The following is a 21,832-nucleotide window of genomic DNA, read 5'->3' on the forward strand; positions in this document are numbered from 1 at the left end:
CAGCTCTACACCCTCGACGCCATAAGGGCCGCAGCTTAGGTCTATTACTAGCTCGCCAAACGCGGGCCGGGGGCAATCGGGGACATATGGCAGCGCAGATCGACAGTCTTTCTACTGGCACCGACCATGACGGCCTGGTGCGCCGCTTAATTGCCCGCTGGCGTGACGATCAGGGCGCGACCTATCGGAGCTGGTTTCTTTGGGACGAGCGGTTGAAGAACTTCCGATCAATCCGGCGCGGCATCACCCAGGTTGTCGGCGAGATCGAGCGCGGCACGTTCGGCGTCGCCTACCGCGGATCGTCGCTCGAAACCGTCGTCCATTCCGTCGCCGAGCAGCGGCAAATCTTCAAGGGCGCGGACCATGCGTTCCTCTGGAAGCCGAAGCTCCGCATCCCCGACATTTACGAGAGCCCCGACAATCAGCGCGCGTTCGGCCGCTTGCTCGACGCCTGTTCCTGTTGCGACACGGCCGAGGAGATCATCAGCCATATCCACGCGATCGACCGTTTGAAGATCAAGGGGCTGGGTCCGGCGGTCGCCAACCTCCTCTACTTCCTTCACCCGACGCTGGTGCCGCCCTTCAACACCGCAATCGTTAAGGGCTACAACGCGCTGACGGGGGCGAATGTGAAGCTCGGGAGCTGGGAGCATTTTCTGGCGATGCGGACCGGCATCCTCGATCTCAACGACCGCTTCCGCGAGCTGCTATCGAATGATTTAGGCGCGATCGGCGGTCTGTTGTTCGACATCGGCTCCGATCGCTATCCGGCTCCGCCCCTCGACGTGAGCGGCGCGACGCTGGCGAGCTGGGGGCAGCGGCTTGAGGCGGCGCGTGAGGAAGCGCGCACGCTCAGCAAGGCCGCTCAGCGCGAGGGCGAGAACGAGCGCACCCATACCGAAATCCAGGCATGGCTTCGCGATCTAGGGTTGGCGCTCGGCTATGACGTATGGATCGCCGCGAACGACCGCAGCCGCGCCTTCGACGGATCACCCTTGGGCGCAGGATGCCTTGAGCGCCTGCCCGACACGATCGCGACGTCGAAGGGCGCTGACTCGATCCGGCTGATCGACGTGCTGTGGCTTGAGAAGGCCGGCGATCATGTCGCCGCGGCGTTCGAGGTGGAGCATTCGACCTCGATCTATTCGGGCATCGTCAGGATGCTCGACCTGGCCTTGAGCGGTGGCGACCTTCACGCGACCGCGGGGCTGTTCCTTGTCGCGCCCGACGCGCGCGAGACGGACGTTCGCGCGCAGTTGCAGCGGCCCGCGTTCAGCCGCGTAGCCGACCTCGACATATCCTACCTGCCCTATGGCGAGCTGGAGAAGAACCGGGAGGCCATCGCGCGGTTCGGATCGGGACTGAAAGCGATCAAGGCCGTTTCCAGCAAGCTCGCCTAGCCCGCTCCGCGCAAGGGATGATCCGGAGAGCCGCGTATCCTCTAGCATGTAGAGGAGTGCTGCCGTGACGATGCCATCCCCGGCCCCCTGGCTCGACGCCGTGCTGATCGGATGGTTCGTGCTGACCGCCCTTTCGGTCGCTTACGTCGCGTGGGATGCCTTCACCCGCAACCCCGAGCTGCGCGTGATGAAATGGGGGTGGCTGTTGGTCACGCTCTATGGTGGCCCGATCATGGCCGCGGCCTATGTCCTGTCCTGCCAGGAGCCGGCGAACGAGCGGCACGAGGATTTCGTTCGACCGCTCTGGAAGCAGGCGTTCGGCTCGGCCATCCATTGCATGGCGGGCGATGCAACCGGCGTCATCGCCGCAGCCGCGATCACCACGGCGCTCGGCCTGCCGATGTGGCAGGACGTGATCGCGGAATATGTGTTCGGCTTCGCGTTCGGACTGCTGATTTTCCAGGCGCTTTTCATGCGCGACATGGCGGGCGGTTCCTATTGGGGCGCGCTTCGCATGTCGTTCATCCCCGAATGGCTGTCGATGAATGCCGTCATGGCCGGCATGATCCCGACGATGGTGGTGTTGATGAGCCGCGACATGGCCGCGATGCACGCCAGCTCGCTCCGCTTTTGGGGCGTCATGTCGCTGGCGACACTCGTCGGGTTCGCAGTCGCCTATCCGATCAACCTTTGGCTGGTTGGCGTGCGCTTGAAGCACGGCATGGGCACGGTGCGCGCGCTGGGGCATGGCGGACACGAAGTCGGCGCGGACCGGCAATCGGCCACGCCGATGCCGGACATGGGACACGACGCAATGGCAGGGATGAGCGGCATGGCGGCCGGCGCGCGCGTGACCGGACCTCAGATCGCCGCGATGACAGTGTTGACGCTCATCATGCTTGGCGCGGGCATCATCGTTGCGACGCTGTTCGGTCGGTGGGCCATGTAACTTGCCGCGAACGACGGAGATCGCGGCAAGGGGTGATCGCGCGGCGCGCGTATCTAGGAACAGGCGGGGGCTCATACGGAGATAATGCGATGCACCAGATCGACCCCGGCATGAAGGCGTGCATGGACGCCTGCCACGAATGCCATGTGACCTGTCTTCACATGGCGATGAACCATTGCCTCGAAATGGGCGGCCAGCACGCCGCGCCCGAGCATATGAAGATCATGGCCGACTGCGCGCAAATTTGCGCGGTTGCGATCGACTTCATGGCGCGCAAGTCCGCCCACCATCAGCATATCTGCCGCGAGTGTGCCGAGATCTGCCGGGCTTGCGCAGCGAGCTGCGAGGCCCTGGGCGGCATGGAGGATTGCGTGGCAGCGTGCCGGAAGTGCGCCGATTCCTGCGATCGGATGGCGGCATAGCGGGGCTTGCGCGGGCGGTCGCCCGCCCGCGCAGCTATCTGCATATCAACGGCCCATGCTCGCGATCACAGCGAACAGCTCGGCCGTGAACTTGGTCAGGAGCTCGGTCGCTGCGCTCCCGAAAATCACCAAACATACGCCTAGCGCGATCAGCTTAGGCACGAAGCTCAGCGTCTGTTCGCTAATCGACGTCGCCGCCTGGATGATGCTGATTATCAGCCCGACGATCATCATCGGCACGAGCAGCACCACGCAGATCAGGCCGGCCACGGCCAGCATCCTCCCCGTCTCGTCGAGCAGGATCGACTGATCCATCAGGCGCGGCCCCGTGAACGGCCGGGGACCGCGAGGGCTCCCCGGCCGCGCATCACATCGCCGATGCAGGCGGCGCGAGCGTCCCGAGCCAGGCGATCAGCCCGAGAACCGCGATGACACAGGCGGTTTCGATCGCCAGACTTGTCCGCAGCGCGCCGAGGGCGCCCTTGTGATCGTCCGCTGCGATCGACCGCTCGAATGCCGGCGTGAGCCGGAAGCGGTTGAGCGAGGCGAGCCCTAGCATGGCGACGAACAGCGCCAGCTTTGCGATCAGGAGCTGACCATAGAGCGTCGCAGGAAGCGTGGCGAGGTTGCCGATCCCGACCAGCATCCAGCCGTTGACCAGGCCGGTGACGAGGATCGTGCCGACCACAACCGTCCCGATCGCGCCGAACCCGTGCAGCGCGCGGTGCGTCAGCCCCAGATGCGCCGCGTCTACGCGCGCCGCGGGTCGGGAGACGAGCAGGAGCAGCCCCAGTAGTGCGCCAACCCAAGCGCCCGAGGCGATCAGATGGAGAATGTCGACGATGAGGTGGACCCAGCCCATCACGGCTTCGTCCATCGCGCCGTGTCCGGTCCACGCCAGCGTTGCGAGTGCCACGGCCGAGCAGAGCGCGACGATGCTCAGCCAGATGCCGCGCCCGCCCGCGACCAGCGCTGCCAGCGCCGCGAGGGCCACCATGACCATTCGCAGCTTCCATGCTGCTCCGATCGCAGAGCCGGTGAGCAGCGCGCCGACTGCTTCACGGTCGATCGGCCAGGCCGGCGTTCCGGCCATTGAGGAGGCCATCAGCACGACCCAGGCGCCTGAAAACAACAGGCTCAGGCCAGCGCTGGCGATGAACCAGGGACGCAGCGCGAGCGCGTCGCCGCGCTCGCGCGCCCGCAGCCCATAAAGGCTGAATGCGGCAAGGCCGAACAGCGCAGCCAGCGTCACGTAGAGCGCGAAGCGGACGCCGATAAGCGACCAGTCCCCCATCGCCTCACTTCACCGCGAAGACGTAGGTTCCTGCGACCTTGTGGGTGTCGGTCGAGACGACATTCCACGCGACGCTATACCGACCCGATGGGAGCGGCGATTTCGGGGTGATGACGAGGGTCCGGCCATCGGACGAGAGCGCGGAGGCGCTGGCCATCTTCATGGCTGCCATGCCGGGCATCGCTGCCATCGTGAGATCGGCCTTGGAGAAGGCTGGCATCAGCTTCTCGCTGAAATGAAGTTCGATACGAGCGGGCTTCGCGACCGTCGCATTGGCGGCCGGCGATGCCGACACCAGCTTAGGATGGGCGTTCGCCGTTCCGGCGAACATGACGAGAGCGGCAGCAGCAGTCAGAACGGATAGGCGGCGCATAGGGGGCCTTTCGACAGGAGGGTTCCTGTCCTTCATTACGCGCCCCGATCGACCACCCCTCACGGATGGATTTGAGGGATGGGCGCGTCGCTTGCGTAATCCATGCTAGAGGGGTGGAGTGAACGACATGGACCTCGACGCAGTATTGATGAGGCTGGCGCAAGCACCCGTGCCCGCGAGCCTTGATGGCATGGAAGATCGCGTGCTGGCGCGGGTCGCCGCACGTCCAGCGGCGCGCGCCGGCTTAGGCGTTGGGGCAATGACGATCGCTGCGGCGCTCGTCATGGGCATCTTCGGTGCCGGTGTGCCCGCGAAGGAAGCCAGCGCGGCTTCGCTATCGCCCTTGGGGCCGGTGTCGCCGCTCGCGCCCTCCACGCTGCTCGTCGGCGTGCAATGAGCGGCCGCATCCGCCTTCTGCTTGGCATTGTCGCGTGCTTCATCGCCGCGATCATCGGTGTGTTCGTGGGGCGGGCGCTACTTCCGCCACGTGCCCAGCCCGGCTCGGAGCTGCACGACGTGCTGCATCATAAGCTGGCGCTGGACGCCAACCAGGAAGCGCGACTTGAAGTGCTGGAGCAGCGTTTCGCCGTGCAGCGGCGCGCATTCGAGCTGGAATTGCGGGCGAACAATGCCCGGCTCGCTGAAGCGATCGAGGCCGAGCATGGCAACGGGCCGCGCGTCGCCGCAGCGGTCGACCAGAGCCACGCCGTCATGGGCGAGCTCCAGAAAGCGACGCTGGCGCACATCTTCGCCATGCGCCAGCTCTTGCGGCCCAATCAGACCGGCCAGTTCGATCAGGCCGTGGTGAAGGCGCTCACCGACGACGCACGTTGAGGTTCGGCGCGTGAGCCTCGACTGGACCACGCTTACGGACGGCGAGCTGGCGACCCTCAGCATCGCCGGGCGCGAAGCCGCCTTCGCCGAGATCATGCGCCGCCATCGGCAGTCAATCTTCCGCATGGTGCGCGCGTGCGTCGGCGAGGCCGACGAGGCGCTGGACCTTCTGCAGGAGACCTTCGTCGCGGCGCATCAGGCCCTGCCCCGCTACGACGGCGATCGATCGATGCGCGCGTGGCTATCGACGATCGCGATCAACAAGTGCCGCGATTGGGGGCGCAAGCGCACCGTGCGGCGCTTTCTGGCGTTCGCCGCACCGATCGGCCCGGAAGCCGAAGCCATTGCAGACGACCAGGTGGCGATCGACGACGCGACGGGCGACCGACAGGAACTCGACCGCGTGACGCGCGCCATTGCGGGCTTGCCGACCGCATTGAAGGAATCCTTGGTGCTGCGCACGATCGAGGGGTTGAGCCAGGCTGAAACCGCGGCAGTGTTGTCGATCAGCGAAAAGGCGGTAGAAACCCGCCTCTATCGCGCGCGATCGAAGTTGCTGGAGCGATTGGGCGGGCGCTGAGGGATAGCGCCCTGAGCTGCGTATCAAGGCTAGAGGGACACTCCCGTTCGAGAGCCTTGAGGACCGTATGAGCCGCACTATCGATCGCCGCCAGATGCTTCGCGGCGCCGCCCTTGCTGGCGGTGGCATGGCGCTGACCGCCTATATGCCCGCGTGGGCGCAGCCTGTCTCGGGCGGGATCGTCAAACCGCTGCCGACCGTCTCGGGCACTGACATCGCGCTGACGATCGACAGTTTCAGACTTCCCGTCGACGGCAAGTCGACGCCCGCAATCGGCGTCAACGGCACGGTGCCGGCCCCTCTCATTCGCTTGAAGGAGGGGCAAAAGGTCCGCCTCTCCGTCACCAACAATCTCGACGAGGACAGTTCGATCCACTGGCATGGGCTGCTCGTGCCGTTCGCGATGGACGGCGTGCCCGGCATCAGCTTCCCCGGCATCAAGGCGCGCTCGACCTTCATCTACGAGTTCCCGATCATCCAGTCGGGCACCTACTGGTATCACAGCCATTCCGGCGAGCAGGAGCAGGGCGGACTTTACGGGCCGATCGTGATCGACCCGGCCGGTGCCGATCCGATCGCGTTCGACCGCGAGCATGTGATCGTGCTGTCCGACCACAGCCAGATGACCGGCGAGCAGATTTTCCGGAAGCTGAAGCAGATGGGCGGCGCCTATTTCAACTATCAGCGGCCGACCCTCGCGGGCTTGCTCGCGGGTCGGGAAATGCCGCTCAAGGACCGGATCGAGTGGGGAAAGATGCGAATGGACCCCGCCGACATCGCCGACGTCACCGGCTCGACCTATACCTTCCTGGTCAACGGCTACGGGCCGTATGACAACTGGACGGGGCTGTTCAAGCCGGGCGAGCGGGTCCGCTTGCGGATCATCAACGCCGCGGCGCAGACCAACTTCAACGTCCGCATCCCCGACCTGCCGATGACCGTCGTGCAGGCCGATGGGCAGAATGTCCGTCCGGTGAAGATCGACGAGTTCCAGATCGGCGTTGCCGAGACGTTCGACGTGATCGTGACGCCCGAGGACCGGGCCTACAGCTTCGTCTCCGAGGCTATCGATCGCTCCGGCATGGGCCGGGCGACGCTCGCCCCGCGTGAGGGGATGGTCGCCCCGGTCCCGCCGCTTCGTCCGCGCACGCTGCTGACCATGACCGATATGGGCATGGACATGGGGAGCATGGGCGGGATGCAGGGCATGTCCGGCATGAAGGACGAGAGCCCGGTCGCCACGCGCGGGCCGGACCCCACCTTGATGCAGAACGCCTCGCGCAATCTTTGGAAGCTGACGGGCTGGAAGGGGCCGACCGATCACGGGACGGTCGCGGCAGGCGCAGCGATGGCGGGCATGTCCGGCATGTCGGGCATGGACCACAGCCAGATGGGCGGCGCTGTAATGCCCGGGATGGACCATAGCCAAATGGCAGCGGGCGGTGCTGGCATGGCCGGCATGGACCATAGTGCCATGTCGGGCGGATCGGGCCAGGCTGGCGGCATGGCCGGGATGGACCACGGGTCGGGTGGCGGCATGAACATGAACATGCGCGACCCGAAGAATGCGCCGGGCGTGAAGATGGGGCCGGGCGTGCAGACCATCTCCCCGATGCCGAAGGACCGTAGCGGTGAACCGCCCCAGGGTCTGGAGGGCCTGGATCACCGCGTCCTCACCTATCGCGACCTCGTTTCGCTCGCGCCCAACCCCGACGTGCGCGCGCCGTCGCGTCAGTTCGAGATCCATCTGACCGGTAACATGGAGCGCTACATGTGGGGCTTCGACGGGCAGAAGCTGAGCGATCCCGCCGACCCCATCCCGTTCCGCAAAGGCGAGCGGGCGCGGGTGACGTTGGTCAACGATACGATGATGCCGCACCCCATCCATCTCCACGGCCATTTCTTCGAGCTGGTGACGGGGCACGGCAATCATGCGCCGCGCAAGCACACCGTCAACGTGCCGCCTGGAGGCAAGATGACCTTTGATCTGACCGCCGATGCACCCGGCGATTGGGCGTTCCACTGTCACAATCTCTACCACATGACCGCAGGCATGATGCGCGTCGTCACCGTTCGCCCGTTCGCGGGAGAGGCGGCATGAACCGGCTGACCGCGGCGCTCGCCGCCACCACCATGCTCGGCATCGCCGGTCCTGTCGCCGCTCAGTCGATGCAGGGCATGGATCATTCGGCAATGCCGGGCATGACCATGCCGATGCCTGCGAAAAAGAAGCCGGTGGTGAAGCCCACGGCCAAAGGCAAGCCGGCCAAGACTAGGTCAGCTCCTGCGAGGCGACCATCAGCTTCGACGACGAAACGCCGCGCCGCGCCAACGGCCGGCATGAATGGTATGGATCACGGGACCATGCCGGGCATGGATCACTCGTCTATGCCCGGCATGGACCATGCGGCTCCGCAGGGCTCACAGCAGGGCATGGAAGCCATGCCGGGGATGCAGATGCCCGGAAACGGCCAAACGGTCCCTCAGGGCTCCCAGCAGCCGATGCAGGGCATGGACCATTCGGCGATGCCGGGGATGACCATGCCAGCCGACCAGCACAGCGGCCACGACATGCAGGGCATGTCGGGAATGGCCGGAATGCCAGGCATGGCGGCCGATGGGGTGCAGCAGACTGGCACCGCGCTTCCCGCAGGAAACGCCCCCGCCCCGCCCCTGCCGACCGACCATGCGGCCGACAGCGTTTACGGCGCGGACGCGATGGCGATGGGTCGCCATCACCTTCAGCAGCATCACGGCGGTCAAAACTTCAGCCAGGTGCTATTGAACCTCGCTGAGTATCAATTCCGCAACGGTCGTGACGGCTATCGCTGGGATGGCGAGGCGTGGTTCGGGGGTGACATCAACCGCCTCTTCATCAAGTCTGAGGGCGAGGGAGCCTTCCGCGAGGGCATCGAGAGCGCCGAGGTGCAGGCGCTCTATAGCCGGACCATTGGCCCTTATTTCAATCTACAAGCGGGTGTCCGCCAGGATTTGGGGCCGTCCCCGAAACGCACCTATGCGACCGTCGGGCTGGAGGGGCTGGCACCGGGCTTCTTCGAGCTAGAGGGCGCGGTATTCCTGTCCAACAAGGGCGACCTGCTAGGGCGGCTTGAGGGCTATTACGACCAGCGCATCACCCAGCGGCTGATCCTGCAACCGCGCGCCGAGCTCAATTTCGCTGCGCAGGACGTGCCGGAAAACCGGATCGGATCGGGCCTATCCAACGCCGAGCTTGGATTGCGGCTGCGTTATGAGATCCGGCGCGAGTTCGCCCCCTATGTCGGCGTGTCATGGGATCGCCGCTTCGGCGACACCGCCCGCTACGCGCGCGCCGATGGGGATCGCGCAACGTCCAAGAGCATCGTCGCCGGCGTTCGTGTCTGGTTCTGATCGATGGAGGAACAGATGGCTCAAGACGGCAGGCGCTCGATAAGGCAGCACTTCCCGAGCCTGCCGTTCGTAGGCGCCCTGGCGATCGTCCTGGCGCTGGGCGCAGCCGCGTTTATCTACCTTGGCGTGTATAACATCGCGGCCGACGAACCGCACACGCCGGCGGTCTATTCAATGCTCGAACGCCTGCGCGATCGGTCGATTGAGGCACGCGCGCGCGGCATAACACCCCCGGCCGATCTGGCATCGGCGCAGCGCGTGTCAGTCGGCGCGGGCCTTTACGGAGAAATGTGTTCCGGTTGCCATCTCGGCCCCGGCGTCGAGAAATCCGAGATGAGCCAGGGCCTCTATCCACAGGCGCCGGAACTCGCGCGCGCTCAAGATCTCACCCCCGCCCAGCAATTCTGGATCATCAAGCACGGGGTGAAGCTCAGCGCCATGCCGGCATGGGGCAAGACGCATCCCGACCCCCTAATTTGGAATATGGTCGCGTTCGTCCGCAAGCTCCCCGGCATGACGCCCGAACAGTATAAGGCACTGGTCGCGAGCGCCCCGGCCGATCACGACGAGATGATGAAGGACATGCCGGGTATGAAGTGACCCCGGCGACGAGGTTGAGGGAGGAGTGGTTCTGAAAAGCGCGAAACTGAGGCTGCATCTACTCGCGAGCCGCACGCACAAATGGCTCGCGATCATCATCGGCGCGCAGCTCCTGCTATGGTTCGCAAGCGGCGCCCTGATGAGCTTCCTGCCGATCGATCGGGTGCATGGCGATCACCTCGTTGACCGCAAAGCCGCGGCGCCCCTTCCCCGCGGCAGCACGTTCGCCCCACCATCGGCGATCGTAGGCGCAGCAGATGCGCCCATCGAGGCCATCACCTATCGCATGTGGCTTGGCCGCCCGGTCGCCGAGGTCGCGACAGCCAAGGGAACGCGCCTGTTCGACGCCGCGACGGGCCAAGCGCTGCCAGCACCAACGGCTCGTGAGGCCGAGGAGATCGCGCGTTTGGCATGGCGTCGCGGTGCTCGACCAGCGGCGAAGGTAGAGCGGATCGAGCGCGCCAGCCCCGAATATCGCGGCACGCTCCCCGCCTGGCGCGTCGCGTTCGCCGACCTCGATTCCACCCGCGTCTTTGTCGCGGCCGACACCGGTCGGATCTCGGCTGTCCGAACCGGCACTTGGCGGCTCTACGACTTCTTCTGGGGCCTTCACATCATGGATTGGACGAATCACGAGAACTTCAACACGCCCTGGCTGCTCGCCTTCGCGATCGGTGGGCTTGCGCTTTGGTTAGGGGGGGCAGTGCTTCTCTACATGCGATGGCCCAAAACGCGGCGTCGCAACATCGTGATCGAGGCATAATATACGCGGCTCAGGAGCGTAGCCCTCGGAAATAAAGTCCTGTTTCCTGACAATTCCTCGCGCGTTCTAGCACCCCGGGTGAGGGATAGCCGCCTCGCACGCGTAGAAGTCTTAGAACCCAAGGAGATCAATAATGCGCTTCGCACCAACATTCGCAGCTTTGGCGCTGCTCGCCACGCCCGCCCTCGCGCAGCAGAGCGGCGGAATGCAGGGCATGAACCACGGTCAGATGGCCGGCATGAACCACGACGACATGGCGGGCATGATGGCCGGCAATCCCTACGGCCAGGCCGAGATGGACATGCATCAGAAGATGATGGCGGCCAAGCAGGGCGACGCGGCCGAAATGTGGACGCGCAAGATGATCGAGCATCACCGAGGCGCCATCGCCATGTCGCGCGTTGCGGTGCGTGACGCGCGCGACGCCGAGACCAAGCGCATGGCGCAGATGACGATCACGAAACAGGAAAAGGATATTGCCGAGCTGCAGGCGTGGCTCAGCAAGCACGGCAAGCGCCCGCAATAAGGGAGCGCTGCCCCGCCCTGTCGATCCCCCTACCCCCCGGCAGGGCGGGGATTTCCTTTTAGGAGCTGATGATGAAGAATGGTGTTCGTGGCGCCGTCGCCGCCTTGCTAATGACCATCCCAGCGGTCGCATCGGCCGCGGCCGACATCGCCATGCACCGCGATCCGGGTTGCGGCTGTTGCGAGAAATGGGCGGCGCAGGTGCGTCAGCAGTTCGGCCGCAAGGTCCAGATCATCGACGATGATCGCCGTGAGGTGCTGCAGCGTAAGATCGGCCTGCCCGCTGACCTCGCGTCCTGCCATACCGCGATCATCGACGGCATCGCGTTTGAGGGACATGTCCCGATCGCAGACATGAAGCGCGCGCTGGCCCAGCATCCTAAAGGCGTGCGCGGCTTGGCCGTGGCCGGAATGCCGATGGGCTCACCGGGCATGGAGGTTCCCGGCATGAGAACCCAGCCCTATGACGTCATTGCGTTCGGTGCCGCTGGCCGGCGTGTCTTTGCTAGCCACGGCGCCTAAACGACAGGTTGTCTTGTGAGCGGCAAATCTTCCCCGGCGCTTCATGCCGGCACTACGGCACCCGGCAAACCACCCGTATTGACCTCGGCGTTGACAATTGGGATAGTATCCGGGTGTTGAAAGCTCGTCTTTCTCTCTTGCTTCTTGTTGGAGCGTTGCTTGGCCTTTTGGGCCAAGGAATTGCGTATGCGGCCGGCCCATCGCTCTCACCCAAGATGGCGATGAGCCATGTCACCCCATCCCGCATGGATTGCGCGGGTATGGCGACCCCGGATCCGTCATCGGAACACCCATGCAAAGGACTGACGCTGGCGTGTATCGCCCAAATGGGATGCGTTGTTCCCATGACGTTTGAGGAGCCGGCAAGAGTGCTGAAGCGCTCGATCGCATCTCAAATCGTTATCTGGCCTGCCAGCCGGGCACTTGCCGGCCTCAACGTCGCTCCCGAGCCCGAACCGCCTACCGTTTGATCGAGTCAAGCCGTGTCAGGCTGCAGCCGTTCGCCGGTTGCGGCTCTGCCGATTTTAAATCTCGATCAAATTGGAAAGTGACATGAAAACGTTCATCTTGGCGGTATTTGCCGCTAGCCTCGCCGCGTCGGCAGCGACGGCGGCCACATCTGAAAATAAAAGCAATGGTCATTGGGAGTGGCGTTCCAATTACCAGCCGGGCCCGCGGGCGCCGCTTCAAGCCCCACGTCGCGTATGGGTTACGGACGTTCCCCAGTCGAGCGCCTGCGTGTGCCCGATGATGGAACGCGGTCGCGACGCCTGCATGTCAATGAAGGGCGGCCAGTCAACTTAAGCTGGCGAGCCTGAACAGGTGCCGGGCTCCGATCAACCATTTGGAGCCCGGCCATCATTATGACATGAAGGGACTAGAGGGATGCGCGCATCCATGATGCTCGCGGTCGCCGCGCTCACGACGAGCGCCGCGCACGCGCAGACACTTACCTATGACCAAGCGCTGCGCGATGCGGTTGCCAACGCCCCGGGAGCGGTTGCCGGTCGCGCGGGGGTCAGCGCCGCCCAAGCCGATGCACGTGCGGCGGGAAGCCTTCCGGACCCCCGTGTGTCGATCGGAATCGAGAATTATCCTGTCTCTGGGCCACCCGCCTTCTCCCTATCCAGAGACGACATGACGATGGGGCGTGTCGGTTTCCAACAGGACCTACCCAACCTTGCCAAGCGTCATGCCGCGCAAGCGCAGGCACGCGCCGTGATCGCAACGGCAGAAGCATCGCAAGCGACCAAGCTCCGGGAGGTGCGATTGGGAGCGGGGCAGGCATGGATCGACCTTGCTTATGCCGAGCGTCGACTAGCTGCCCTCGACACCGTTCTGCTATTCCTTCGATCTCTCCCTTCCGCTGCGCGGGCCGCCGTGACGACCGGTTCGGTCCGCCCTGGTCAGACACTGACGACCGATCAGGAGATCGCGGCACTCGACGACCGCCGCGACGAGTTGATGGCCGCCGTTGCGCGCGCCCGCGCGATGCTGGCTCGCTGGACCGGCGTATCGGCGCCCGAGATTGCCGGCGATATGCCCGCGATCGATCTGGCTCCGGCGCGGCTGCGGGACGCGCTCAGCCTTCACTCCGACATGGTTCTCGCCGAGGCCGGTATTCAGCGCGCCCAGGCCGACGTGGATGCGGCGCGAGCGGAGAAGCGACCCGATTGGGGGGTAGAGGTAGCTTATCAACGCCGTGACCCCCGGTATGGCGACATGGTGTCGGCGGGAGTTTCGATGAGCCTGCCGCTGTTCGCTCGATCGCGTCAGAACCCGCGCATCGAAGCCCGCAAATCCGCACAGGCGCAGGCCGAGGCCGCGCGCGAAGAAACCCGGCGCACATTGGCAGCCGATCTGGAGGCCGCGCTGGCGGACCACCAAATGCATCACAGCCAATGGCAGCGCGCGCGCGACGTGCTCCTTCCGCTCGCTCGGAAGCGAGCCGATCTGGAGATAGCGAGCTACTCTGCCGGTCGCGCGAGTCTTGCGGATGCCATCGAAGCCAAGACCGCGCTCGCCGACGCCGAGCTGACCGTGCTCGACCGTGAGGCGCTCGTCGCCGCAGACTCTGTCCGCCTCACCATTACCTTCGGGAGCGCCGATCGATGAGCGACACTACCATTACCCGCGCCCGCCTTGTCACCGCGGTAAGCGCGCTGGTGCTGGTCGCAGGGGGCGTGGGCTTCGGGCTCGCGAAACTTGGCACGTCCTCGGCTGCCGATCAAACGGCATCCCCAGCCCCGCAGAAGAAGATCCTCTACTGGTATGATCCGATGATCCCGGGGGAGCGGCACGACGGCCCGGGTCTCTCGTCGATGGGGATGAAACTGATCCCCCGCTATGCCGACGAGGGCGCAGGCGGTAGCGCCGCACCGGGCGTAGCGATCGATCCGGCCAGCCTCCAGCGGCTCGGCGCGCGGATCGTCACGGTCGAACGCGGATCGTTGTCAAACTCGGCCTCGGCAACCGGCAGCATCGAGTTCAATGACCGCAACGTTGCGGTCGTGCAGGCACGCAGCGGCGGCTTCGTTCAGCGCGTCTATGCGCGCGCGCCAGGCGATGTCGTGCCGGCAGGCGCCCCGCTCGCCGATATCCTTGTGCCCGAATGGGCGGGCGCGCAGGCGGAGTATCTCGCCGTGCGCCGCACCGGGGATGCCGGGCTCACGCGGGCGGCACGAGAGCGCCTGTTGCTTCTCGGGATGCCCGCCGGATCGATTGCATCGGCGGAGTGGCGCGGCCGACCGCAAGGTGTGACGACGATCAGCACGCCCGTGGGGGGCGTCATCAAGACGCTCGGCGTCCGACAGGGGATGACGGTCGCGCAAGGACAGACACTGGCGGAGGTGAACGGCCTCGCCACCGTGTGGCTGAACGCGGCTGTCCCTGAGGCCCTCGCAGGAAACCTGCGGATCGGCACGCCCGTCATCGCCACGCTGGCGGCTTTCCCGGGCGAAAGCTTCAGGGGCCGCATCGCTGCGATCCTGCCCCAGGCCGAGGCAGCGAGCCGCACGCTCACAATCCGCGTCGAGCTCCCCAACCGTGCCGGCCGGTTGCGCCCCGGTATGTTCGCCAGCGTGGCGCTCGACCAGGGGAGCCGCGATGCACTCCTTGTTCCGAGTGAGGCCGTGATCCGGACCGGCCGGCGCACACTCGTCATGTTGGCAGGGCCGGGTGGACGCTTTCGACCCGCCGAGGTTCGCACTGGCGCAGAAGGCGGCGGCAAAACCGAGATAGTCGCCGGCCTGACCGAGGGTGAGAAGGTTGTCGCGTCGGGCCAGTTCCTGATCGACTCCGAAGCGAGCCTCGCTGGCCTCGATGCGCGTCCGATTGGTGTCGAAGCGTCACCCGCAACAAAGCCGGCCGTGAAACCCACCGCGTCGATCTACGAGACGGTCGGCAGCATCGAGGCGATCGATCGCAGTTCCGTCACCCTGTCCCATCAGCCCGTTCCGGCGATCGGCTGGCCGGCCATGACAATGACGTTCCGCGTCGCCGATCCCGCGTTGGTGCGTGGGTATCGCAAGGGTGAGCGGGTGCGGTTCGGCTTTGATCAACCCGCCGATGGTCCAACGCTGCGCCGCATGACGCGCGAGGCTGGGCGATGATTGCCGCGATCATCCGCTGGTCGGTCGCGAACCGCTTCCTCGTCGTCCTGGCGGCCATCGCGCTCGCCATGGCCGGGGTGTTCGCAATGCGTGCCACCCCCGTCGATGCGCTCCCCGACCTGTCCGACACGCAGGTCATCATCCGCACGAGCTGGCCGGGCCAAGCCCCGCAGATCGTCGAGAACCAGGTGACGTATCCGCTCACCACGACGATGCTGTCCGTGCCTGGCGCGAAAACCGTGCGCGGCTATTCGTTCTTCGGCGACAGCTACGTCTATGTCCTCTTCGAGGATGGGACCGACCTCTATTGGGCGCGCTCACGCGTGCTGGAGTATCTGAGCCAGGTGCAGGGACGGCTTCCCCAAGGCGCGCAGGCCGCGCTGGGTCCTGATGCGACGGGGGTCGGCTGGGTCTATGAATACACGCTGTTGGACCGCACCGGCCGCCGTGACCTGTCGCAGCTCCGATCCTTGCAGGACTGGTTCCTACGTTATGAACTGAAAACGCTGCCCGGCGTTGCGGAGGTGGCGAGCATCGGCGGAATGGTGAAGCAATATCAGGTGCTGCTCGACCCGACGCGGCTCGCCGCATTCGGTGTCACGCACACTCAGGCCGTCGATGCCATTCGCCGCGCCAATCAGGAGGCCGGCGGGTCCGTCCTCGAGCTGGGCGAAGCCGAATATATGGTGCGCGCGCCAGGTTACTTGCGCACCGTCGACGATTTCCGCGCGATCCCGCTCAAGGTCGCCGGTGCCGGCGTCCCCGTTACCTTGGGCGACGTCGCGTCGATCCAGATCGGCCCCGAGATGCGCCGCGGCATCGCCGAGCTGAACGGCGAAGGCGAGGTCGCGGGCGGAGTCGTCATCCTGCGTCAGGGCAAGAATGCACGGCAGACGATCGAAGCCGTCAAGGCCAAGCTCGCGGAACTGAAAGCGAGCCTTCCCCCCGGCGTCGAGATCGTCACCACCTATGACCGCTCGCAATTGATCGACCGCGCGGTGGAGAATTTGACGGGCAAGCTGATCGAGGAGTTCGTCGTCGTCGCGATCATCTGCGGGTTGTTTCTGTGGCATGTCCGGTCTGCGCTGGTCGCGATCGTCACCTTGCCTCTGGGGGTGCTCGCGGCCTTGCTCGTCATGCGTGTGCAGGGGGTGAACGCCAACATCATGTCTTTGGGCGGTATCGCCATCGCGATCGGCGCGATGGTCGATGCCGCGATCGTGATGATCGAGAACGCGCACAAGCGGATCGAGCGATGGGAACACGACCATCCGGGCGTGGCGCTGGCGGGCGAGGAACGCTGGCGCGTCATCACCGAGGCCGCGGCCGAGGTCGGGCCGGCGCTGTTCTTCAGCCTCGTCATCATCACGCTGTCGTTCGTGCCGGTGTTCACGCTCGAAGCGCAGGAGGGACGGCTGTTCGCCCCGCTCGCCTTCACCAAGAGCTATGCGATGGCGGCAGCGGCGATCCTGTCGGTAACGCTCGTGCCGGTCCTGATGGGATGGCTGATCCGGGGACGCATTCCGGCCGAGAACGACAACATTATCAACCGCGTGCTCACCCGTGCCTATCGCCCGGCGCTCGACCGCGTGTTGGCGCGGCCTTGGGCGGCGATCGGCATCGCCGCCCTGGTACTGGCGACGACGGCATGGCCGCTGACCCGATTGGGTGGCGAGTTCATCCCGACGATGGATGAGGGCGATCTGCTCTACATGCCGTCCGCGCTTCCCGGCCTTTCGGCCGCGAGCGCCTCGGCCCTGCTCCAGCGCACAGACCGGCTGATAAAAACCGTTCCCGAGGTCAAAACCGTGTTCGGCAAAGCCGGGCGCGCCGAGACCGCGACCGACCCGGCACCGCTCGAGATGTTCGAGACGACCATCCAATTCAAGCCGCGCGATCAATGGCGCGCGGGGATGACGCCGGCAAAGCTGGTGGAGGAGCTGGACCGCACAGTGCGCGTGCCCGGCCTCACGAACGTATGGGTGCCTCCGATCCGCAATCGGATCGATATGCTCGCGACCGGCATCAAGAGTCCCATCGGGGTGAAAGTGTCGGGGTCCAACCTCTCCGAGCTGGACCGCATCGCCGGCAGCATCGAACGTGTCGCCAGGACCGTGCCGGGCGTCAGCTCGGCATTGGCAGAACGGTTGACCGGAGGCCGCTATGTCGATGTCGATATCGATCGGGTGACCGCGGGGCGCTACGGTCTCAACATCGCCGATGTGCAGGAGATTGTGTCCGGCGCGATCGGCGGCGAGACGATCGGCCAGACGGTGGAGGGCCTTGCCCGCTACCCGATCAGCGTCCGCTACCCCCGCGAGCTGCGTGACAGTCTGGAGGGACTGCGAACTCTCCCAATCGTCACCGCATCGGGTCAGCAGATCACACTCGGCACCGTCGCATCCGTGTCGATCGCGGAAGGTCCACCGATGCTCAAGACGGAAAATGGTCGACTCTCGACATGGGTCTATGTCGACGTGCGCGGGCGCGACCTGGCCTCCACGGTCGCCGATCTGCGCCGTGCTGTTGGCAAAGATGTTCGGCTCAGCCCCGGCGTCTCGATCGCCTATTCCGGACAATTCGAGTATCTGCAGCGTGCCGAGGCTCGGTTGATGCTCGTCGTGCCGGCGACACTCGCGATCATCTTCCTTCTCCTCTACCTTACCTTCGGTCGCCTCGACGAGGCGGCGCTTATCATGGGCACACTGCCCTTCGCGCTGACCGGCGGCATCTGGACATTATGGCTGCTCGGCTATGCGCAATCGGTCGCCACAGGTGTCGGGTTCATCGCGCTCGCCGGCGTGTCGGCGGAGTTCGGCGTCGTCATGCTGATCTACCTGAAACACGCATTGGCCGAGCGCGGGCCGTCACCGTCGGGCGAGCAAGTATCGGAAGCGATCAGGGAGGGCGCGCTGTTGCGGGTACGTCCCAAGGCGATGACCGTCGCTGTCATCGTCGCCGGGCTGTTCCCCGTGCTGATCGGGCATGGCGCCGGATCGGAGGTGATGAGCCGGATCGCCGCGCCGATGATCGGTGGAATGCTGACCGCCCCTTTCCTCTCCATGTTCATCCTGCCAGCCGCCTACTTGCTCTTGCGGCGGCGAGCTTCAACCCGCCCCGAAAGGAAGATCTGATGAAAGCCACTTTCTCCATGCGCGCCGCATTCATGCTACTAGTCACGCCGATCGCAGCGAGCGCTCTTGCTCAAGGCAGCAGGCCGGCTGCATCGGCTGTAAAATCCGGCAGCGGATCGGGGACGATCACTGCCGTCGACGCGAAAGGTGGAACCGTAACCATCAAGCACGGCCCGATCCCGACGATCGGCTGGCCCGCAATGACGATGACCTTCCGGGCATCCCCCCCGACCCTGCTCAAGGGACTGCGGTCGGGGCAGCGGGTCGCATTCACCGCCAAGGCGAAGGGTATGACGGCAGAAGTTACGGCGATCAGCCCGCATTGACGACGCGTGCCGACCTTCGCGTCAGTGCGCCATCGCCAGCACGGGCGGCGCAGCGATCATCCACAGCGCCATCGCGACCATCATCAGGTTTTCGGTGAGCGAGATGAAGCCGAGCGGCACGTTGCTGTCCCCGCCCACGCACGCGCATTTCAGCTCACGCTTGTCGATGTAGACGGCCTTGAACACCGACACCGCGCCGATCGTACCGATAACGAGCGCGACGGGCACCGACAGCCAGGTCAACGCGCCGGCTGCCATCAGGACGCCCGCCGCTCCTTCCGCGTAGGGATAGACATAGGAATAGGGCACCCAGCGCTTCGCGAGCAGATCGTAGTTGAGGAACATGCTCGAGAAGCTCTCGACGTTCTGGAGCTTGAGCATCGCCAGAGCGCACATCGAGAACGCGATGAACCATTCACCCGCCCGCACCGTGAAGGGCGTGCCGAGTACCGCATAGCTGGCGGCGAGCGCCATCAGCGCCGTCATCGCGAACACGGCAATCACCGGGCGATAGGTGACGGCCTTGGGGTCGCGGACCATCTTGCCGAAGAAGCGGCGCAGATCGTCATAGCCGCCGACCCGCTCCCCGGCGATAAAGATCTGCGGGGTCGTCTTGACGCCGTGCTTCGCCTTGAAAGCGTCGGTTTCTTCCCGCGTCATCAGCCAATGGTCATCGACCGCATAGCCTTCCCGGCGCAGAAGATCCTTCGCCTTCAGCCCGAAAGGGCAGGTATGTTCCGGCATCACCATCCGGTAGATCGTCGCCTGTTTGGCGGGGGCGCTCGCCATGCCGCTTCTCCAATATCCTCGCCCCGCCTATATAGGGTCCGTACCATAGTACGGAGTCAAGGCATGACCGGCATGACGATCGCGGCGCTCGCGCGCGAGGGCGGCGTCGGCGTCGAAACGGTGCGCTACTATCAGCGTCGCGGTTTGCTGGACGAGCCAGACCGGCCGACCGGGGCTGGCGCCGGAGGCGGCATCCGGCGCTACGGCACCGATGACGCCCGCCGCCTTCGCTTCATCCGCTCGGCGCAGGCAGCCGGTTTCACGCTCGAGCAGATCGGTGAGCTTCTGGCGCTGGATGCGACCGACGATCGCGCCCGCGCGCGCCAGCTCGCGGGCGAGCGCATTGCCGAACTGGATGCGAAGATCGAGGAGCTTGAGCGGGTGCGCGCCTCGCTTCGCCGGCTCGCACATGAATGCGGGTCAGGAGCGGAGGGACCATGCCCGATCCTGACCGCCTTCGAGGGCTAGCGGCACTCGACGGTCAGGTGCGCGATTTCATGAACCGGTGCGAGGCGGGCGCGGATATCGTCGCCGGTCACGCCCTGCCCGCCTACGACGCTGACGATCGCGGCGTGGGCTTCCGGACCGACGCGCCAGACATGAAGATCGGTGATACGCGCGTCGCCTGGCGCCTCGACCAACTCGCGCACTTCCTCCTCTACATGATGATCGGTCGCATCGAGCAACACGGACGCCGTGTCGCGCATCAGCGTCCATGACCAGCGCGCGATGACGATCGCACCGACGATGCCCATCACCGGATCCATCCACACCCAGCCGAGATAGCGGCCCGCCAGCAGCGCGGCGATGGCGAGAACCGAGGTGAGCGCGTCGGCCAGGACATGGACATAGGCGGAGCGCATGTTGTTGTCACCGCCATGCGCGCCGTGCGCATGCCCGTGCCCGTGATGGTGGTCATGCCCGTGATGATGGTCGTGCCCGTGATGGTGCCCGCCCGAGAGCAGGAAGGCGCAGGCGATGTTCACGCCCAGACCGACCACCGCGATGAGCGTCGCTTCCCCGAATGCGACCGTGATCGGCTGAAACAGGCGAAGGATGGACTCGACACCGATCCCGAGCGCGATCAGGCCCAGCACCATCGCCGACGCGAACCCGGCCAGGTCGCCGACCTTGCCCGTGCCGAAGCTATAGGCCCGGCTGGAGGCATGGCGCTTGGCATAGGCGTAAGCGGCCGCGGCGACCCCGAGCGCGCCCGCGTGTGTCGCCATGTGAAAGCCATCGGCGAGCAGCGCCATCGAGCCGGTCAGATAACCGGCGATGATCTCCACCACCATCATCCCGGCGGTAAGCGCCACGACCCACAGGGTCCGGCGGGCATTGTCGTCGTGCGCCGCGCCCAGGAATACATGGTCGTGCGTGAAGGCGTCGATTTCGGGCAAAGCCGCCATGAAAAGCGTCCTATTTGGCGTAGCGGCGGATCACCGCCAGCAGTTCTTCGGCACCTGCCGCCCGCTCGGCATCATCGAGGCCGGGCCGCGACACATGCGCTTCGAGGTGTTCGGCGATAATCTCGTCCATGAGGCCATTCACCGCCCCGCGCACGGCGGCAACCAGATGGAGCACGTCGGAACACGACGAGTCCGATTGAAGTGCTCGCTCGACCGCGCCGACTTGTCCGGCGATGCGACGAACGCGGGCGACCAGATCGACATTGGTTTGAGACAAATGTGACATAGGATACCCCCCTAGCCTATAGGCCAGTAAACAGCAAGTCGGTGTCAAAACCGTCCGTGGCTGTTGAAAAAGTCCTACTGAAGGCTGCCGATCGTCTGTCGAAATCGCCTTTTTAGGTTATGCGAGAGGTTTGCTTATCCGGTTCCACCTGAGACATCAGGAGCCACCTTGGGGTCGGGATCCTGTGCCTTGCCGGTTGCGGGTGCCGCTTTCTGGCTCGGCATAGCGATGAGATAAGCAACGATCGCGTCGACGTCCTTTTCGGCCACCGGCGCCTTGTACACCTCACGCATCTTGGTGACGGTCGCCTTCCACTGATCCACCGATAGCGCAGGCTGAGTTAGCGCCATGCTGGCCGAGTGGCACGAAGTGCAGTTGGCGTTGATGACGTCGGCGTGCGGACCATCGGGGTAGGTAGCGTCATCGACCGGCAGGTCGACGCTGGTCGAGGCGAGCGAAAAGCCGCGGGCTGAGACGCTGGTGGGCGGTGCCGGCTCGGATGTCTCGGAGATCGGGGCAGGCGCCTTGCGGCTGCTCGGCGCCCCGATCGAGACGAGGATAATGCCGGTCAGGCCGATCAGGCCAGCAGCCATGATGCCGGGAGACGGGGTCTTCATGCTACTCG

Annotated in this window: 24 protein-coding genes; 17 read left to right on the forward strand and 7 right to left on the reverse strand. The window is 65.3% G+C overall.

Features of this window, described 5'->3' with window-relative positions; all coding sequences use genetic code 11:
* Positions 1–86 precede the first annotated feature (86 nt).
* The 3 genes from Q0U08_RS00115 to Q0U08_RS00125 all read left to right on the forward strand — a co-directional run bounded on the left by Q0U08_RS00115 (position 87) and on the right by Q0U08_RS00125 (position 2,771).
* A complete protein-coding gene (locus Q0U08_RS00115) occupies positions 87–1,400 on the forward strand; it encodes a hypothetical protein (RefSeq protein WP_017980793.1) in 1,314 nt (437 codons plus the stop codon).
* A gap of 70 nt (positions 1,401–1,470) precedes the next feature.
* A complete protein-coding gene (locus Q0U08_RS00120; RefSeq protein ID WP_017980792.1) occupies positions 1,471–2,349 on the forward strand; it encodes a DUF4396 domain-containing protein in 879 nt (292 codons plus the stop codon).
* An 89-nt stretch (positions 2,350–2,438) separates the two neighbouring features.
* On the forward strand, positions 2,439–2,771 hold the full coding sequence (locus Q0U08_RS00125; RefSeq protein ID WP_017980791.1) for a four-helix bundle copper-binding protein: 333 nt from the start codon (positions 2,439–2,441) through the stop codon (positions 2,769–2,771).
* A gap of 45 nt (positions 2,772–2,816) precedes the next feature.
* Here Q0U08_RS00125 and Q0U08_RS00130 read toward each other — a convergent pair whose 3' ends face one another.
* From Q0U08_RS00130 to copC, 3 genes are read right to left on the reverse strand one after another with little or no spacing between them, the layout of a single operon-like run.
* Positions 2,817–3,086: a flagellar biosynthetic protein FliQ gene (locus Q0U08_RS00130; protein WP_017980790.1), complete on the reverse strand. Its 270-nt coding sequence runs from the start codon at positions 3,084–3,086 to the stop codon at positions 2,817–2,819.
* A 52-nt stretch (positions 3,087–3,138) separates the two neighbouring features.
* Positions 3,139–4,065 (reverse strand): copper homeostasis membrane protein CopD, encoded by a 927-nt coding sequence (gene copD, locus Q0U08_RS00135; protein ID WP_017980789.1) that lies wholly within the window; start codon positions 4,063–4,065, stop codon positions 3,139–3,141.
* 4 nt (positions 4,066–4,069) lie between these two features.
* Positions 4,070–4,438 (reverse strand): copper homeostasis periplasmic binding protein CopC, encoded by a 369-nt coding sequence (copC, locus tag Q0U08_RS00140; protein ID WP_020486671.1) that lies wholly within the window; start codon positions 4,436–4,438, stop codon positions 4,070–4,072.
* A gap of 127 nt (positions 4,439–4,565) precedes the next feature.
* Between copC and Q0U08_RS00145 the strand changes: the two genes are divergently transcribed.
* The 13 genes from Q0U08_RS00145 to Q0U08_RS00205 all read left to right on the forward strand — a co-directional run bounded on the left by Q0U08_RS00145 (position 4,566) and on the right by Q0U08_RS00205 (position 18,723).
* Positions 4,566–4,835, forward strand: coding sequence for a hypothetical protein (locus tag Q0U08_RS00145; protein WP_020486670.1), 270 nt, complete (start codon positions 4,566–4,568; stop codon positions 4,833–4,835).
* The gene (locus Q0U08_RS00150) at positions 4,832–5,272 is read left to right on the forward strand and encodes a periplasmic heavy metal sensor (protein ID WP_017980786.1); all 441 of its coding nucleotides are present in this window, start codon (positions 4,832–4,834) and stop codon (positions 5,270–5,272) included. The genes Q0U08_RS00145 and Q0U08_RS00150 overlap by 4 nt, the downstream gene beginning before the upstream one ends.
* 10 nt (positions 5,273–5,282) lie before the next feature.
* On the forward strand, positions 5,283–5,852 hold the full coding sequence (locus Q0U08_RS00155; RefSeq protein ID WP_018251214.1) for an RNA polymerase sigma factor: 570 nt from the start codon (positions 5,283–5,285) through the stop codon (positions 5,850–5,852).
* 67 nt (positions 5,853–5,919) lie between these two features.
* Positions 5,920–7,953, forward strand: coding sequence for a copper resistance system multicopper oxidase (locus Q0U08_RS00160; protein ID WP_018251213.1), 2,034 nt, complete (start codon positions 5,920–5,922; stop codon positions 7,951–7,953).
* Between the two features lie 32 nt (positions 7,954–7,985).
* A complete protein-coding gene (locus tag Q0U08_RS00165; RefSeq protein WP_239434238.1) occupies positions 7,986–9,242 on the forward strand; it encodes a copper resistance protein B in 1,257 nt (418 codons plus the stop codon).
* Between the two features lie 15 nt (positions 9,243–9,257).
* On the forward strand, positions 9,258–9,842 hold the full coding sequence (locus Q0U08_RS00170; protein WP_024310687.1) for a cytochrome c: 585 nt from the start codon (positions 9,258–9,260) through the stop codon (positions 9,840–9,842).
* A gap of 25 nt (positions 9,843–9,867) precedes the next feature.
* Positions 9,868–10,605, forward strand: a complete 738-nt coding sequence (locus tag Q0U08_RS00175) for a PepSY domain-containing protein (RefSeq protein ID WP_168845682.1) — start codon at positions 9,868–9,870, stop codon at positions 10,603–10,605.
* Between the two features lie 160 nt (positions 10,606–10,765).
* Positions 10,766–11,131 (forward strand): DUF305 domain-containing protein, encoded by a 366-nt coding sequence (locus Q0U08_RS00180; RefSeq protein ID WP_018251211.1) that lies wholly within the window; start codon positions 10,766–10,768, stop codon positions 11,129–11,131.
* A gap of 71 nt (positions 11,132–11,202) precedes the next feature.
* Positions 11,203–11,652: a DUF411 domain-containing protein gene (locus Q0U08_RS00185; protein WP_168845684.1), complete on the forward strand. Its 450-nt coding sequence runs from the start codon at positions 11,203–11,205 to the stop codon at positions 11,650–11,652.
* 897 nt (positions 11,653–12,549) lie between these two features.
* Complete coding sequence (locus tag Q0U08_RS00190) at positions 12,550–13,767, forward strand: TolC family protein (RefSeq protein WP_018251210.1); 1,218 nt, start codon at positions 12,550–12,552, stop codon at positions 13,765–13,767.
* Positions 13,764–15,263 carry an efflux RND transporter periplasmic adaptor subunit gene (locus tag Q0U08_RS00195; RefSeq protein WP_061780583.1) on the forward strand — a complete coding sequence of 500 codons (1,500 nt, stop codon included), beginning with the start codon at positions 13,764–13,766 and terminating at the stop codon, positions 15,261–15,263. Before Q0U08_RS00190 ends, Q0U08_RS00195 begins: the two co-directional genes overlap by 4 nt.
* Complete coding sequence (locus tag Q0U08_RS00200) at positions 15,260–18,397, forward strand: efflux RND transporter permease subunit (protein WP_298089054.1); 3,138 nt, start codon at positions 15,260–15,262, stop codon at positions 18,395–18,397. Before Q0U08_RS00195 ends, Q0U08_RS00200 begins: the two co-directional genes overlap by 4 nt.
* On the forward strand, positions 18,397–18,723 hold the full coding sequence (locus tag Q0U08_RS00205) for a copper-binding protein (RefSeq protein ID WP_017980774.1): 327 nt from the start codon (positions 18,397–18,399) through the stop codon (positions 18,721–18,723). Before Q0U08_RS00200 ends, Q0U08_RS00205 begins: the two co-directional genes overlap by 1 nt.
* A gap of 21 nt (positions 18,724–18,744) precedes the next feature.
* Here the strand turns inward: Q0U08_RS00205 and Q0U08_RS00210 are convergent, their stop codons facing one another.
* On the reverse strand, positions 18,745–19,512 hold the full coding sequence (locus Q0U08_RS00210) for a glutaredoxin family protein (protein ID WP_017980773.1): 768 nt from the start codon (positions 19,510–19,512) through the stop codon (positions 18,745–18,747).
* Positions 19,513–19,575: 63 nt separating this feature from the next.
* On the opposite strand from Q0U08_RS00210, the gene Q0U08_RS00215 reads away from it, so the two are divergent.
* Entirely contained in the window at positions 19,576–19,980 is a 405-nt protein-coding gene (locus Q0U08_RS00215; protein WP_017980772.1) for a MerR family DNA-binding protein, read from the forward strand.
* On the opposite strand, the gene dmeF is transcribed toward Q0U08_RS00215, so the two are convergent.
* From dmeF to Q0U08_RS00230, 3 genes are all read right to left on the reverse strand, one after another.
* Positions 19,977–20,921: a CDF family Co(II)/Ni(II) efflux transporter DmeF gene (gene dmeF / locus Q0U08_RS00220; RefSeq protein ID WP_017980771.1), complete on the reverse strand. Its 945-nt coding sequence runs from the start codon at positions 20,919–20,921 to the stop codon at positions 19,977–19,979. The genes Q0U08_RS00215 and dmeF overlap by 4 nt on opposite strands.
* Before the next feature lie 10 nt (positions 20,922–20,931).
* Complete coding sequence (locus Q0U08_RS00225; protein WP_081609170.1) at positions 20,932–21,207, reverse strand: metal/formaldehyde-sensitive transcriptional repressor; 276 nt, start codon at positions 21,205–21,207, stop codon at positions 20,932–20,934.
* A gap of 134 nt (positions 21,208–21,341) precedes the next feature.
* On the reverse strand, positions 21,342–21,824 hold the full coding sequence (locus tag Q0U08_RS00230; protein WP_125960890.1) for a hypothetical protein: 483 nt from the start codon (positions 21,822–21,824) through the stop codon (positions 21,342–21,344).
* Between the last annotated feature and the right edge of the window lie 8 nt (positions 21,825–21,832).

Source organism: uncultured Sphingomonas sp. (genome assembly GCF_946477935.1).
Taxonomy (GTDB): Bacteria; Pseudomonadota; Alphaproteobacteria; order Sphingomonadales; family Sphingomonadaceae; genus Sphingomonas.